The organism is Aeromonas sp. R2-4 (assembly GCF_040908365.1).
Lineage (GTDB): Bacteria > Pseudomonadota > Gammaproteobacteria > Enterobacterales > Aeromonadaceae > Aeromonas > Aeromonas veronii.
Map to the genome: position 1 here is coordinate 100681 of NZ_JBFODO010000018.1, position 14569 is coordinate 115249.

Here is a 14569-nt window from a genome sequence, read left to right on the forward strand (position 1 = left end):
TGTTCGCTAAACAACTCCGATCACTTCATCAGCGGCCAAACAGGCGCCCCAGCAGGGATTGTAGCAGTCCGACTTTGGCAGTGGAGCCGTTCAACTCGTCCAACCGCTCCTGAATACGGCCAAACAGGGTATCGGGCATATCAGGCTCACCGGCGACACAGCCTGTGAGCAACTCGATGGCCTCTTCCACATGATCCACCGGGTGGATGTGGAACTGTCCTGCTTCAACCGCTGCAATCACCTCGTCAGAGAGGTTCAGCTGCTGGATGTTGGTGCCCGGCAAAATGATCCCTTGCTTGCCGGTGATGCCGTGGATTTTGCACACCCGGAAGAAGCCTTCAATCTTCTCGTTGACGCCACCAACGGCCTGCACATTGCCAAACTGATCGACCGCACCGGTCACGGCGAAGTGCTGATAGATAGGCTGGCGGGCGAGGGCAGAGAGCAGGGCACACAAGCCGGTCAGGGATGCACTGTCGCCATCAATTTCGTGGTAAGACTGCTCGAACACCAGATTGGCCGACAGGGGGGAGGGGTTCTCTGCACCAAATTTGTTGGAGAGATAGCCGTGGATAATCATCATCGCCTTGGCGTGGATATGACCGGCCAGCTCCGCTTTGCGCTCGATATCCGCCACATCGCCATCACCAAGGTGTACGGTAGCGGTGAGGCGCACCGGTTCACCGAAGTCATAGGGGTGACCGGAGACCTGAATGACCGACAGGCCGTTGATCTGGCCAATCTCTTCGCCATCGGTTTGCAGCAGGATCTGGCCGTCGATAACACCCTGATCGGACTGCTCAACCAGATAGTTGAGGCGGTAATCCTGCTCTTCCAGTGCGCCGCGAATATGCTCGTCGGTGACCACATCAGATTCCAGCTCCCGGGCCAGACTGTCAGCCATCCGCATGATGGCGGAGAGTTGCACTTCGGAGAGCGATAGCCACTCCTGATGGTCACAGAGGCGGCTGGCATGACGACAAAGGGCGGCAAGGGCGGCTGGCGTGAAGTCCAGTAGGCTCCAGCGCTGACGCAGCCAGGCCAGGTACTGCAGAAATTCCTGCAGATCCTCTTCAATATTCACCTCTGATACCAGATCAGCGCGCAGGAAGATGCGCTCGGACATATCCCGATCCAGCATCTGGAACTCGGCCACGTCCAGTCGGTCACCCACCAGGATCAGCTTGAGCTTGATGGGGGTCGCTTCAGGCGCGAAGAAGGGGGTCAGGGTTTTCCCTTCCTGATAGGCGTTCCAGTCCAGCTCGCCTTTTTGCATGGCATTTTTCAGTTTGAACCAGAGGTGCGGCTGATCCAGCAGCTCGTCCAGTTGCAAAATGAGGTAGCCGCCGTTGGCTTCGCGCAGCAAGCCAGGCTCCAACAGGTGCTGGTTGGCATAGACAGAGCCTTGCTCGGTCTGGTAGTTGATGGAGCCAAACAGGGTATCCCAGTTGAGATCACGGCCATAAATCACCGGCGCTTCCTGCGCTTCGTGATGGATCAACAGGTTGATCAGAATGGGGTGCTGGAATTCCAGACCCAATGCCACGTGAGCCGCCAGGTCGGAGAGGAAATCATCGATTTTCGGATCATTGTTCTGCTTGCGCATGATGCGGGTCACGATGCGTTCGGCATCGAGATGGTGGCTCAACAGCTTGAGCAGCTCGCCAACCATTTCGCAAAACTCAACGCCGGAGCCTGGTTGCAGGCGCAGCCAGATAGGCTTGTAGGGGTTGTTCAGATTCTCGGTGTAGCAGAGATCAAACAGGTCACCATCCTTGCCATTGGAGTCGGCAATCAACGTTTGGCAAACGCCTTCGTAATCTGCGCCGGGGAACCCGTTGAGCAGCATGACCGGACAGTCACCATCAAAACTGGCAAGACGTTTGATGCCGGAAATGGCTCTGGGTTGCAGCGCAGCAAAGGGGATAGGTTCAAGCTCGCTAAGCTTGGGGAACTGTTCAATCGCAAAAGCGGGTTTTAATTGTTCTGATGTTAATTCAGCCACTTAAGACATCCGGTCGAAGATAGGATCAATTGTTGCCATTATACACAGTTCAATAAGTGGTGACAGGAAACAAGATACTTGATTTAACATAATATGCATTATGCGCAGTCATGCTTAGGGGCATGACAAAGGGGCCGGAGGCCCCTATATACGAAGTCACAGCAGATCTTGATGATCTATACTGCCACGAGCATTTCCGATGGGAATGAAGACATCAAAGGTTCTCGGCTTTTCGTATCGTGCCAGATGCAAAACACCAAGGTCACACCGGTAAGGCTTTGGCTATTCTGCACTGTCATCGACGGCCCGCCACTACGAAGCCTTACTGCTGCACCAGGCTCAAAACGAGTATGCAAATAGCCATATTGCTCCTGATTTTCTTGCAACTTCAGAATGCGGCTTGGGAAAGTCCATTCTATAGGTTCGCCGCCCATGTCGGTGTTGAACCAGACACAGCAAGCGTCAATCCCTTTGTCATCTTCATCTTCGGCAGGTTTAACGGTCATGGGGTAACTACCGCCCGACAGTGTAACGACTTGCCCAGGATAGAAGTATTGGTATTTTTGCATCATCATTCCTTGTTATGCCAAAAACTATGTTTATAGGTAAGCGAGAGCTGCTTTATAGACGATATTCAGATCTCGAGTAATATTCAGGGTCATATTGTCGGTTGATTTAAATCCATCTAGAAAACCAGCCGGTCTTCTTGCCGATTCTTCAAAGCGTTGATGCCATGAGTGGTCATCAGTCACGATGACCGGATCACTACAATCAGGAAACTGGTCTGCAGTGATATCGATAATGTATCCACTGACCTCTAACCAAGCATGGGATTGCTGGTTATCAGCTGAGCCGCTGACGTAATCGATGTCATTGATTCCTTGTTTATAAAGGTATTCGGCGAGAATATCGCTGATATCCCCACACGTCCCAGCCGGAAATTGTCTGAAGTTCGCTGGCATAGAACCCCAGTCTAAACGTTCCAAAGCCAGACGAAAGTCGCTAGCGTGCTTCCTAAGCTCAAAAATGTTCATAAATCCCTCGTCAGGGACAAGACGCCGATAAATAGGGTTATCGGCATTATCGTGAGAGATAACAAAGCTTATTAAAAGAAGTAGCCCGCAGCTTTTCCTTAGCTTACAGGTTCGGAAATCGATCTGGATCGAGGCTACACACAGACCTCCAGCAATCTTACTGCCCAAAGCAGAAGGATAATATCTGGTTGATTTCCCCTGCAGATGCTCTTGCAGCGATAACAGAATAACACATCAACCGCCCTGCCCCACATCACCGAAATGTCCCATTTTGAGACAAGAGTCCACTATTAAATCAAGACGTTGTGCGGAATCCCCCTCACTTATTGAACATTATGTTTGATTTTCACAGTTATAACCCTCATTATTACAATGAATATTCTTAGAAATATCTGTCCCCTACTTGAAATGTCTCTCTCTGGATATATTGATACTCCTTCTTGTAAAACAGCCATAAAATGCCGACTATCGCGATAGATTCCCCTCCCCTTAATCCTCACGGCTTATTGTTGTGGCTGGCATGATTGCGACTTTTTGGAAGTCGGGTCAATTCATATTCAAGGCACGTTTGGCGATGGCCAATGTGGGTGGCTGGCAGGTCAAGTAGAGGTTGCTGTTGAACTGCTGCAATATGCGTTTGAGCTCGTTCATATCATCGGGATGGAGGGTTAAGGACCAGAGTGCTCGGGGCTGGCCATGATGGAGGCCATTGGTATAGATAATGGTGCAATCTTCGATACGCAACTCTTTGCAGTGGGCCTCCATCTGCAGGCCCACATCCGGAAACCAGATATGCAGTGTGCCTGAAGAGATAAAGGTGAACTGGGCCATGAGCGACCCTTTGCCAACGATCCTGAAGGTCTTTTCCACCACTGCCACTTGCATACCTGCTCCTTGGTATCTCATTAACATTGACATCAATATCACCAATGATGACTGGATATGCAAGAGTGATAACAAGGCGCTGTTCAACCGAATATGACTGATTCCGGCATGTTACTTAGCTTTCGGCATCGGGTGTTCTCGGTGTTTCAGCAAGCAATTTCGTTTTTTGCTTCTCTGCTACGGGATAAATATGTATGCCGCAGATGGCAAGGAGCCTGTTCTGAATCATCCATGTGAGCCAAAAATATTCCCTGAACCGATTGCCATCCAGAGAAGTACAACATCGCCGCACCAACTTCTATGACATCCCAAACAAGTCAATCTGTGTTCTAAGAGCAGTCAATAAAAATCAGGAATCATGTCACGTTGTTCTTTAGTCCTTGTGAGTGTTATCTCTCACATGTTGGTTCAATCGGTCCAGCGGCTTTTGCTGGGCGCTCTCATGTCGTTCACTGTTGCTGGTGTGCAGGTATTTCGAAGTGGTGTCGATGCTGTCATGTCCTGCATCGGCCTGTACGTGGGAGAGCGGCCGTCCGTGCAGATTGATGTCATGGGTGATCCCGGTATGGCGGATCGCATGGGGAGAGAGTTGCCGCATTTCGGCTGCATCCTGGGCAAATCCATCCTGCTCTGCCAATTCTGCCCCTTTACCGATGGTCACCATGATCAAATCCCGTAGCTGGCGAATGCCGAGGTTGGCGTTGATCTCCCCCTGCTCGCGGCCGTGTGCTGCCGCTTTATGGCGAACGAACAGTGGCGTCTGTTCATCCGGTGTCGGCAAGGGAGAGAGACCGAGGAAGCGGCGGTAGCGTTCAAGTGCCGCCAACAGTGCTTGGGATACCGCTACGGTACGCCGTTTGCCCCCTTTGCTTTGCGGAATAAAGTAGCCCCAGACGCCGGTTTTGCGATCCCGCCTGAACTGTCCCATCACAGGGGTAAAGCCCGGCCGGGCTGCAACCTCAGAGATCCGCAGATAGCAGGCGTACATCAGAATGGTGAGAAAACGGCTGCGCTCGTGTTGCTCCGGATGGTCGTTGGCAAGGTTATCGGCGGCCTGCATCACGTATGACCACTGCAATTCGCTGAAGGCCTGCACCTGATCATCGGCCTCCTGCTGTTGAGGCCGTTTGACCCGCTGCAGCAGCAGAGCGGGATTCCTGTCCATGTACTCCTCCTGGATCAGGAACTGGAAGAAGGCCGACAGGATGGCGAGCTTGGTCTTCATCGCCTGCTCGCTAAGACGATAGGGCAAGGTGCGGCCCAGCTCCCGCTTGCCGAGGAACGGTCGCCATTGCGGATTGGGCAACCGCTCTCCCCACTCCTTGTCGAGGACAAATTGCGCCACGTTGCGATAGGCGATCAACACGTCAGGGGGGGACTGACAGTAGTCAAGATAGCGGATCATGATGCGGCGAGTGAGATCTTTCGGGCTGATGGCAGCCTCTCGAAAGCACCAGTGTAAAAAAGTGGTCAGTTCGCTGCGATAGGTTTTGTAGTTGTTTTCGCTGTTGCGCTGCTCCAGCAGCCAATCGACCGCCAGTTCGTAAACCAGCCCGGCATCGGGTACATCGTTGAGGCTGAGGTTGGCAAGGTACTGATTGACCTGTGGGTTACCGGCCTCCAGATAGATAAGGCTGTCAAACAGCGGCATGGCTGGCGGCAAGGATAATGGGTGTTGAGTCATGGTGTTGCTTGTTGATGCTGAGATGAATCGATATGAGCTTGTGAGCCGAGTTGCTAGAAAAGGGCTCGTGATACATGAATGCGGCTTCTGTTGGGATTTGTACTGCCTCTTGTTGTTGCTGATTAAGTGTCGCTCAGTGGTGCACGCTATTTAGTTATGCATTGGATATGCACCGTTGTTAAAAAATTCTCGGGGTAAATAGCCGTGAAAATGGTTTTAAATGCAAATAAAGTGAATGCTGCGAGCTGTTTATCCCGAGAAATAGCAGGTCTGTGCAATCAGGCCACCTGCTTGAGTGGCTTCTCCTTGCGCTTGGCTGCTGGGGCCTCTTCCTCTTTCGTGCCTGCCTGAACCTTGCCGCCGCGCAGCAGGGTTTGCAGCACATCGCGCTGTTCTGCCAGGTAGAATGCCAGACTCTCTTGCTGCTCTGGTGCCAGCTCGATCGGGGCGCCAGCCAACAGGGTCATCAACTCATCGGCCGTATCCAGCAGCTTGTCATAGGCATCGGCCTCTTTTTTGCTGGCAAAGGTCATTTTTTCCACTCCCCCACGAACAACCACATATTTGATCTCGACAGCCATGATGGCCTCCTCTTGGTGATGATGGATAGAGTATATGTATGGATATACAGTATTGCAAATAACCTCACCGGAAAAGAGTTCGCCGGGGGTTAGCGACAAAAGCCGCGTTGGATCAAGTTGTCTCAAAGTGCCATTTGACTTCCACGCCAGACTGGTCGGATCATGGCCTTATGACGATCGTACGACACCTGTTTATCCTGCTGATGGTAGAGGTGCTGCTCCTCGGGAGTATCGCCCACTTGGTCGTGGGACTCCCCTGGTTGCTGACCCTGCTGTTTGTGGTGTTTGCCCTGCTTGGATTGCGTTGTCTGGTGGTGCTCGGCAGCTGGCTGTTTACCCGCTTCTACCCCTCCCCGGCTATCGGCCCTTGGCGCAGGGTGAAGATGATGGCGCAGGAGATGCTGGCCTACCTCTATACCTTCACCTTGTTGCTACCGTTCGAGCCTTTGCTGATGGCACCCGATCGGCTGCGTCCATGCCAGCGTCCCATATTGCTGGTGCATGGTTACGGTTGCAGTCGCGGGATCTGGCGCACCCAGCGCGCCCGACTGGAGACCGCAGGCCATGTGGTCGCCACCATTACCTTGATGCCACCATTTGGTCATATCGATGAGATGGTGCCGCTACTGGCCAAGCGAATTGACGATGTGCTCGCGCACACTGGGGCTGACAAGCTGGTGCTGGTCGGTCACAGCATGGGTGGGCTGGTCTGCCGCGACTATCTGGCTATCCATGGTGGTGACAAGGTCGTGTGCCTGATCACGCTGGCTACGCCTCATCAGGGGAGTCAGCTTGCCGCCCTAGGGCTTGGGGCCAATGCCCGCGAGATGGAGCCCGGTTCCGGCTGGTTGCAGCGTTTTGCCTCGGTGCCGCTTTGCGTGCCCGGCATCTCAGTGCGCACCAGTCACGACAATGTGGTGATGCCGCAAGAGCGGCAACGATTGGTGGGAATGGAGGATATCGAGTTGCCCGCCATTGGCCATCTCTCTTTGCTCTACTCCAGTCGCACGACTGATCTGCTGCTTGATCTGCTGTCCCGAGTCTGATCCTCCTTATTCGTCCTTCAACTGTTATTCCAAATAAAACAGGGGCCTGATTGCTCAGGCCCCTGTTGATCTCTTTATCCCATCATCCGGTTAGAAGTGGATCCCCTTGATCAGGGTCGAGACGGCAACCTGATCGGCGGTCGCCTTGGACTTGTCGCCATCCTTGGGATCGGCAAAGGTGCGGAAGCTGGTGTTCATGATCACCTGGGCGACGCGTGGTGCCAGGGCATGCACCACCTGACCAAACACCCCGAGGCGAGTGGCCAGTCGCACATGCTTGTTGATGATGGTATCACACACAAGATCGGCCGCCTCTTCCGGCGTCATCATCGGCACCTGCTCATAGACCTTGGTCGGCGCGACCATCGGTGTTTTCACCAGCGGCATATTGATGATGGAGAAGCTCACCCCTTTATCGGCAAACTCGGAGGCTGCGGTACGCACCCAGGCATCAAGGGCCGACTTGGAGGCAACATAGGCGGAGAAGCGCGGCGCATTGGTCAACACCCCGATGGAGGAGATGTTGATGATGTGCCCTTTTTTCTTCTCAATCATGGTGGGCAGTACCCCCATGATCACCTTGAGCGCACCGAAGTAGTTGAGCTGCATGGTGCGCTCCAGATCGTGGAAGCGATCGAAGGAGTCCTCGATGGAGCGGCGGATGGAGCGGCCGGCATTGTTGACCAGAATATCGACGCCACCGTGATCGGCCACGATGCGAGCGGTGATCTCCTCGGCCTGCGCCAGATTGGAGAGATCCCCCTGATAGATCTCGATGGTCAGCCCCAGCTCGGCAAACTCGGCTTTAGTCTCGGCAATCTTCTGCTCGTCGCGAGCGATGGTAACGACGTTGGCCCCCGCACCCGCCAGCTTGCGCGCGGTTGCACGGCCGATACCAGAGGTTGCCCCGGTCACCAGCACCACCTTGCCCTCTACCCGACCACGCAGGGTGCGATCGATGAAGAGCTCCGGGTCGAGATGACGCTCCCAGTAATCCCACAACCGCCAGGCGTAGCTGTGCAGCGGCGGTACTTCGATGCCTGTCCCTTTCAGTACCCGCTGGGTTTCGCGACTGTCGAACCGGGTGGGATAACTGATAAGGCGGAACACATCCTTGGGTAGACCCAGATCGGCGATGGCGGCATCGCGGATGCGGCGCACCGGCGCCATGGTCATCAGCATGGCTGTCAGGTGGCGGGGAATGAAGTTAAAGAGAGAGGCGTTGATGCGGATCGCAGGCTCCGGCGCATGGGCGGCGCGGGAGAAGGTGCTCAGCATGTCGCCAACCCGCATCGGGTTGGGGTCGGTCAGGTGGAAGGTCTTGTTCTCCTCTCCCTCCTGATGGGCGATATGCACCATGGCATCGACCACAAAGTTAACCGGCACGATATTGATGCGCCCGCCCTCAACTCCGATGGCTGGCATCCAGGGCGGTAGCAGACGACGCAGTTTCTGAATGGTCTTGAAGAAGTAGTAAGGGCCGTCGATCTTGTCCATCTCGCCGGTGTTGGAGTCACCGACGACGATGCCCGGGCGGTAGACGCGCCACGGAATGGTGCACTCATTTCGCACAATCCCTTCCGCTTCGTGCTTGGTCTGGAAGTAAGGCATGTCGAGGTGTTCGGCCTCATCGAACATGTCCTCGCGAAACAGACCGTCAAACAGGCCCGCTGCAGCGATGGAGCTGCAGTGATGGAACTGCCCCGCCCCCAGCCGCTCGGCAAGTTGAACGGCTTGACGGGTCCCTTCGGTGTTGACCTGCTGCTGGATCCCGGCCTTGGCGTTGAGATCATAGATAGCAGCCAGATGGAAGAAGTGGTCGATCTTGCCGATCAACTGCTCCTGCATCTCGACCGACACCCCCAGCAGCGGTTGCGTCATGTCACCAAAAACCGGGACTGCGCGCGATTCATCCACATTCCAGAATGCAAATAACTCCGGCAATTTATCCTGATGAGAGGCGCGCATCAGAAAATAGACGATACAGTCGGGATGCTGTTGGAATAACTTTTTGATCAATCGACGCCCGATAAAACCACTACCGCCAGTAATGAAATAGTTCATAAAGAGAATCCTGCTACTGATTAGGGTGTTACTAGGTTGTTAGATATATCACGATTCATATGGAAATCCGCAATTTGATTGTCGGTTCGTGAGCAAACCCTAATTTCGGTGGTGTGCCTGTTCCGTTATTAGGTAGAACCCTCTATTTTTTGTCCCTAGACTGAAGTTGAAAAATCAGTAATGCCACAACCCGATTGCAGTTTCGTTGTCGTCATTACATTTAACTGTCGTTATTCAAGGAGAAGATCATGGCTAAGAAATTGAAAGCGCTGGCAGGGTCAGTGACCGACAACCAACTCACCTCCACCATCAAGGAGTCCACCCAGCAGATCTGGTTGGCGGGTCTGGGTGCCTATGCCAAGGCGCAGGAAGAGGGTGGCAAGATCTTTGAAGCCCTGGTGCAGGAAGGGGAAGCATTGCAGGCCAAAACCCGTCAGAGCGCAGATGAGAAGATTGCCGCTGTGACCGACAAGACCGCCAATACCTGGGGCCGTCTGGAGCAGGTGTTTGAAGATCGCGTGGCCCGCGCTGTGGCCAGCCTCGGCATCCCGACCCGCAAGGATATCGACAAGCTCTCCAAGCGCATGGCCGAGCTGACCGACGTGGTCCAACAACTGCTGGATGCGCAGGAAGAGGAAGCCCCTGCCGCAGAAGCCAAACCGGCTGCCACCAAAAAGCCCGCTGCCCGCAAGCCTCCGGTAAAGAAGGCACCGGTAGCCAAGGCCAAAGAGGCCGTAGTTGAGCAGGCCGCAGATCTCCTCTCCGCTGCGGAAGATGCGGTGAAAGAGGTGAAGGCCAAAGCAGAGAGCGTCCTGCCCTGATCCCTCGCGGTGACGCAAGGTGATTGATACCGGCCCATGCCCTGCGCTGGGCCGGTCTTGTCGTGATGAATGTCATGGATAGGGAGGCAACGCTATGAGTACCATCGCAATTGCCCTTGCTGGCGGCGGGCCGCTCGGCGGCATCTACGAGATCGGTGCCTGCGCAGCCCTCTCTGACAGCATCAACGGCCTGCGCCTTGACCATGCCGATATCTATGTCGGCGTCAGTTCGGGGGCCGTGGTGGCGTCGGCGCTGGCCAACGGCATCTCGCCGGCGAAGCTGGTGCGGATCCTGCTCAGCGATGATTCGGGGGAGATGTTTGACCCGGCCACCTTGCTGCGCCCCGCCTTTCGTGAATACGCCGACCGTCTGACCTCGATCCCGCCACTGGCGTGGCAGAGCCTGACCTACTATCTGGCGGCGCCCTGGAAGCGCAGCCTGTTTGAATCGCTGCAGGGACTATCCAAGGCCATTCCGACCGGACTGTTCGACAACCGCGGGGTGGATCGCACCCTGACCCAGTTTTTTTCTCGTCCCGGCCGCAGCAACGATTTCCGCCAGCTGCGCAGCCGACTGTTTGTGGTCGCTACCGAACTCGACACCGGCCATCCGGTCGCCTTCGGTAGTCCGGGGCTCGATGACGTGCCCATCTCGGCGGCGGTACAGGCGTCAGCCGCCCTGCCCGGCCTCTTTCCCCCTTCATTGATTAACGGGCGTTACTATGTGGACGGGGCGCTGATCAAGACTCTGCACGCTTCGATAGCGCTGGAAGAGGGGGCGGATCTGGTGTTCTGCATCAATCCGCTGGTGCCCTATGATGCGGACATGGCCGCCGGCACCCCGACCAATCTGGTGGACAGCGGTCTGCCGGTGGTGCTGGCCCAGACTTTTCGCGCCATCATCCACTCCCGCATGCATGTGGGGATGGATCGCTACAAACACCAATATCCCGACGCCGACGCCTTGCTGTTTGAGCCCTCTTCTGCCGATGGCGAGATGTTCTTCACCAATGTGTTCAGTTATCGGGATCGCCGCCGCCTCTGCGAGCACGCTTACCAGCATACCCGCCGCGATCTCTGGCAGCGCCGTGACGAGCTTGCGCCGGTGCTGGCCAAGCATGGCCTCGAGCTCAATCTGGCCGCGCTGGCCGATGAAGATCGCACCCTGCTGGCCCCCGGCATTGGCTCGGTCGCCGCCCTCGACAAGTCGCTGGAGCAGTTGCAGCACTGGCTTGCCAAACGCTATCGCCACGGCGTGCGCCGTTCATCACCAAAGGAGTAGCATGGATCGCAAACCCAAACGCCGTACCCGGGAGCGGATCCTGACCACTGCCCTCGCCTGCTTCAATCGACAAGGGGAACCCAGCGTCACCACCTCGGCCATTGCGGCCGAGATGGAGATCAGCCAGGGCAATCTCTATTACCACTTCCACAACAAGGAGGAGATCGTCAACGCCCTGTTCTGCGAATTTGAACAGCAGATGGATCGCCTGCTGGAGGCGGTCAGCACCCCGTCCGATGAGCCAGAAGATATCTGGCTCTTTCTCCACCTGATGTTTGAAGCCATCTGGCAGTACCGTTTCCTCTACTACGATATCGCAACCCTGATGAGTGGTTATCATCAGGTGGAACAGCGCTTTTCCGCCCTGCTGCGCCGCAAGGAGCAGACCGCCATCGCCATTTGCAACCATCTGCAAACGGTCGGGCTGATGGAGGGCACGGCGCAACAGATGCGCACGCTGGCGGCCAATGTGGCGCTGGTGGGTACATTCTGGATCTCTTATCAGCGGGCACTGCACCCCAAGGCGGACGCCGATATTGCCCTCGGCGTCTTTCAGGTGATGCAGCTGGTCGCACCCTATTTGCGGGCCGATGCCCGCGCTCATCTGGGCGCCCTCGCCCACCACTACACCGACAAGGTTTGATTCACATGCTACAGGGAGAACAAGCATGACCACTTCACAACTCGAATTTGTCCCCTTCCCCTACGCGGATGCGGCCTATGACTATGCCGGCCAGAAGCTGGCGGACAACTGGGATCGTCTCCATCAGGGGGATGCCGAACCCTGGCCCGAGGATGAACAGGTACAGGATGCCTGGCGGGCCTATCATGCCGGGGATTTTGCCCGGGCAGTCGCCCTTGGCGAAGCGGCCGGTGAGGCAGGACTCAATGTGGCAAACAAGGCGCTGGTGATCCACGCCAGCTATCTGCTGGAGGACAAGTATGCCAAGCGCGCCGCCTTCGAGCGGGCGGCCAGTCATGCCGAGAAGCTGCAAAAGCGTCAGCCCAAGAACGCCAACGCCTGGTATTTCCACGCGCTGGCACTCGGTCGCTACAGTCAGGTCATTTCCATCTCCAAGGCCCTCTCGCAAGGCATTGGCGACAAGATCAAGGCAAGCCTCGAGAAGGCGCTGGAGCTGGCGCCCGATCACGCCGAGGCCCATATCGCCTTTGGCGCCTGGCATGCGGAGATCGTCGACAAGTTGGGGGCCATGATCGGCGGCCTTACCTATGGTGCCAAGAAGGAGGAGTCCGAGCGTCACTTCAAGGAGGCGCTGGCGCTGATCCCCGAATCGGCTATCGCCCGCATGGAGTTCGCCAACGCTCAGGTGATGCTGCACGGCAAGAGCCGCCTGAAAGCGGCCGAAGCCCTCTATGCCGAAGCGGCCGAATGCGAACCCATGGATGCGATGGAGCGCCTCGATGTGGAGGCGGCGCGGGAAGAGCTGGCGGATTAACCGCCACTCCTGCCACTAAGAGGTAGCAAAACAAGAGGCCAACCCGCGGGTTGGCCTCTTTTATGATGGGAAGCTGACCGGTTGGCTACGCCGTCACTGGTCGCTCAAATGCACGCTCAACCGAGCAACGCATCCAGTCCGTTGGGGTCAAACAACAGCTCCGGCTCCATCAGTACCAGCAATAGCAGTTGCTCGAACTCCACCGCAAACCGCTCGACCACCCGATCCGGATCCGGTACCAGCTTCTTGTCGGTGATAAGGCCCAGTTGCACTTTGTGATCGTAAGAGAGGATGGAGACGCCGACGCCGATATCCCCCGATTGCGGCACCCAGAACAGCGGCTGACGCAATTTTGCTCCAGCCAGATAGAGGGTCTGCTGCGGGCCAGGCACATTGGTGATCACCGCGCTGGCTTTGGCCGTGAGCAGCTCGACGGCCTGCTGCTGTACCGCATTGGGGGCCATGCCAAGGGCATGTAACAGGTTGAGCACCACCACGGGTTGTAGAGAAGTGCGCAGCGCCTGCATCCGGTCACGTACGGTATAGAGCCGCTGTAACGGGTGTTCAACATCCAGTGGCAAGTCCAGGGCCACCAGCCCGAAGCGGTTGCCCAGCGCCCCCTCATCGTCCGGTGCACGCATATTGACTGGCACCAGGGCGCGGATCTTGACCTTGTTGGCATCATCCCCCTTCTCCTGCAGGTAGTGGCGAAACGCCCCTGCGGTGGCAGCGATCAGCAGATCGTTGACCGAGCAGCCCAGTACCTTGCCCACTGCCTTGATATCCGGCAGATCAATTTGCTCCGACCAGGCCACCCGCTTGGTGCTGGTGGTCTTACCCCGCAGGCGGCAGGGGGAGTCATCACCGAGGGTGGCGATATTGCACAGCTCGCTCGCCAGATCGCGCCCGGTCTTGAGGTAATCCACCGCCTTGGTGGGATGGGTGACCACTTCGACATATTTGGACCAGAGGCTACCGGTCAGCTTGAGACCGGCCCGCACCAGACGGCTGCCCTGGTGGCAATCCTCCTCATCCTCGTCATCGCTGTCATCCAGTGGCTCCGGTGACGGTGGTCGCGGCGCCCCTTCCGGGGTGTTATCCATCATGGTCAGCATGGCTCGCACCAGCGAGAAGCCATCGCCCATGGCGTGGTGAATGCGCACCACCAGCGCTTGCCCACCCAGCGAAGTGTCGGTCAGGTGCATATCCCACAGGGGGCGCTGGTGGTTGAGCGGCGTCGAGGCGAGATCGGCCACCAGCTTCTCCAGCTCCAGCTTGCCCGCTTCACCCGGCAGGATCACTCGCTTGAGGTGCTGATCGAGATCGAAATCGGGATCATGGCGCCAGTAGTAGGAGCCCCCCTCCAGCACGGCCCGCTGGTGGAAGCGGGGTTGCACCGAAATGGTATGGCGCAATCCGGCCCGCAGACGCGTTTCATCAAGCTCTCCTTCAAACATCAGGACACCGATGATCTGCATCAGGTTGTTGGGTCTGTCCATGCGTAACCAGGCGGTATCGACGCAGGAGATAAATTCACTCAGTGGCATGGTTGTTTCCCTACAAAATAAATTTACCGAGGCGGCAAATTGCTCCTTCCCTCATATCCGGATGAAGGCTTGATGCAATCAGAATGACATTAATGAGTGCCGACTCGAAATATGAAATAAAAATGAAAGATTACTTAAAAAATAGAATTGAGAGCTCGCTGGA

General features: G+C 56.2%; 13 protein-coding genes. 5 read left to right on the plus strand and 8 right to left on the minus strand.

All coding sequences use genetic code 11. The features are described from left to right. Positions 1-28: 28 nt before the first annotated feature. The 6 genes from AB5Z05_RS08900 to AB5Z05_RS08925 all read right to left on the minus strand — a co-directional run bounded on the left by AB5Z05_RS08900 (position 29) and on the right by AB5Z05_RS08925 (position 6189). On the minus strand, positions 29-2005 hold the full coding sequence (locus AB5Z05_RS08900; protein ID WP_368151123.1) for a Lon protease family protein: 1977 nt from the start codon (positions 2003-2005) through the stop codon (positions 29-31). Between the two features lie 176 nt (positions 2006-2181). Continuing rightward, positions 2182-2574: a DUF2158 domain-containing protein gene (locus AB5Z05_RS08905; RefSeq protein ID WP_368151125.1), complete on the minus strand. Its 393-nt coding sequence runs from the start codon at positions 2572-2574 to the stop codon at positions 2182-2184. Between the two features lie 30 nt (positions 2575-2604). Next, a complete protein-coding gene (locus AB5Z05_RS08910) occupies positions 2605-3039 on the minus strand; it encodes a hypothetical protein (protein WP_257725800.1) in 435 nt (144 codons plus the stop codon). A gap of 546 nt (positions 3040-3585) precedes the next feature. After that, positions 3586-3924, minus strand: coding sequence for a hypothetical protein (locus tag AB5Z05_RS08915; RefSeq protein WP_005333109.1), 339 nt, complete (start codon positions 3922-3924; stop codon positions 3586-3588). Positions 3925-4297: 373 nt separating this feature from the next. After that, positions 4298-5575, minus strand: a complete 1278-nt coding sequence (locus tag AB5Z05_RS08920; protein WP_368151346.1) for a tyrosine-type recombinase/integrase — start codon at positions 5573-5575, stop codon at positions 4298-4300. A 311-nt stretch (positions 5576-5886) separates the two neighbouring features. Further along, positions 5887-6189, minus strand: a complete 303-nt coding sequence (locus tag AB5Z05_RS08925; RefSeq protein WP_005333111.1) for a YebG family protein — start codon at positions 6187-6189, stop codon at positions 5887-5889. A gap of 170 nt (positions 6190-6359) precedes the next feature. Between AB5Z05_RS08925 and AB5Z05_RS08930 the strand changes: the two genes are divergently transcribed. Beyond that, the gene (locus AB5Z05_RS08930; protein WP_368151127.1) at positions 6360-7235 is read left to right on the plus strand and encodes an esterase/lipase family protein; all 876 of its coding nucleotides are present in this window, start codon (positions 6360-6362) and stop codon (positions 7233-7235) included. A 90-nt stretch (positions 7236-7325) separates the two neighbouring features. On the opposite strand, the gene AB5Z05_RS08935 is transcribed toward AB5Z05_RS08930, so the two are convergent. Next, positions 7326-9299 carry an SDR family oxidoreductase gene (locus AB5Z05_RS08935; protein WP_368151129.1) on the minus strand — a complete coding sequence of 658 codons (1974 nt, stop codon included), beginning with the start codon at positions 9297-9299 and terminating at the stop codon, positions 7326-7328. Between the two features lie 248 nt (positions 9300-9547). Here AB5Z05_RS08935 and AB5Z05_RS08940 point away from each other — a divergent pair, with 248 nt between their 5' ends. The 4 genes from AB5Z05_RS08940 to AB5Z05_RS08955 all read left to right on the plus strand — a co-directional run bounded on the left by AB5Z05_RS08940 (position 9548) and on the right by AB5Z05_RS08955 (position 12859). Beyond that, the gene (locus tag AB5Z05_RS08940) at positions 9548-10120 is read left to right on the plus strand and encodes a phasin family protein (RefSeq protein ID WP_110303671.1); all 573 of its coding nucleotides are present in this window, start codon (positions 9548-9550) and stop codon (positions 10118-10120) included. A gap of 94 nt (positions 10121-10214) precedes the next feature. Further along, on the plus strand, positions 10215-11402 hold the full coding sequence (locus AB5Z05_RS08945; protein WP_110303670.1) for a patatin-like phospholipase family protein: 1188 nt from the start codon (positions 10215-10217) through the stop codon (positions 11400-11402). 1 nt (position 11403) lies between these two features. Then, entirely contained in the window at positions 11404-12045 is a 642-nt protein-coding gene (locus AB5Z05_RS08950) for a TetR/AcrR family transcriptional regulator (RefSeq protein WP_005345492.1), read from the plus strand. Positions 12046-12070: 25 nt separating this feature from the next. Continuing rightward, entirely contained in the window at positions 12071-12859 is a 789-nt protein-coding gene (locus tag AB5Z05_RS08955; RefSeq protein WP_236302733.1) for a hypothetical protein, read from the plus strand. 116 nt (positions 12860-12975) lie between these two features. Here the strand turns inward: AB5Z05_RS08955 and AB5Z05_RS08960 are convergent, their stop codons facing one another. Then, positions 12976-14406 (minus strand): wax ester/triacylglycerol synthase family O-acyltransferase, encoded by a 1431-nt coding sequence (locus AB5Z05_RS08960; RefSeq protein WP_118853815.1) that lies wholly within the window; start codon positions 14404-14406, stop codon positions 12976-12978. Positions 14407-14569: the final 163 nt, after the last annotated feature.

What these genes read in the sequence shown, in the direction of transcription:
- AB5Z05_RS08940 (WP_110303671.1), top strand. Translation starts at nt 9,548, where the DNA reads ATGGCTAAGAAATTGAAAGCGCTGGCAGGGTCAGTGACCGACAACCAA.
- AB5Z05_RS08935 (WP_368151129.1), bottom strand. Translation starts at nt 9,299, where the DNA reads ATGAACTATTTCATTACTGGCGGTAGTGGTTTTATCGGGCGTCGATTG.
- AB5Z05_RS08960 (WP_118853815.1), bottom strand. Translation starts at nt 14,406, where the DNA reads ATGCCACTGAGTGAATTTATCTCCTGCGTCGATACCGCCTGGTTACGC.
- AB5Z05_RS08925 (WP_005333111.1), bottom strand. Translation starts at nt 6,189, where the DNA reads ATGGCTGTCGAGATCAAATATGTGGTTGTTCGTGGGGGAGTGGAAAAA.
- AB5Z05_RS08905 (WP_368151125.1), bottom strand. Translation starts at nt 2,574, where the DNA reads ATGCAAAAATACCAATACTTCTATCCTGGGCAAGTCGTTACACTGTCG.
- AB5Z05_RS08910 (WP_257725800.1), bottom strand. Translation starts at nt 3,039, where the DNA reads ATGAACATTTTTGAGCTTAGGAAGCACGCTAGCGACTTTCGTCTGGCT.
- AB5Z05_RS08945 (WP_110303670.1), top strand. Translation starts at nt 10,215, where the DNA reads ATGAGTACCATCGCAATTGCCCTTGCTGGCGGCGGGCCGCTCGGCGGC.
- AB5Z05_RS08920 (WP_368151346.1), bottom strand. Translation starts at nt 5,575, where the DNA reads ATGCCGCTGTTTGACAGCCTTATCTATCTGGAGGCCGGTAACCCACAG.
- AB5Z05_RS08955 (WP_236302733.1), top strand. Translation starts at nt 12,071, where the DNA reads ATGACCACTTCACAACTCGAATTTGTCCCCTTCCCCTACGCGGATGCG.
- AB5Z05_RS08915 (WP_005333109.1), bottom strand. Translation starts at nt 3,924, where the DNA reads ATGCAAGTGGCAGTGGTGGAAAAGACCTTCAGGATCGTTGGCAAAGGG.
- AB5Z05_RS08930 (WP_368151127.1), top strand. Translation starts at nt 6,360, where the DNA reads ATGACGATCGTACGACACCTGTTTATCCTGCTGATGGTAGAGGTGCTG.
- AB5Z05_RS08950 (WP_005345492.1), top strand. Translation starts at nt 11,404, where the DNA reads ATGGATCGCAAACCCAAACGCCGTACCCGGGAGCGGATCCTGACCACT.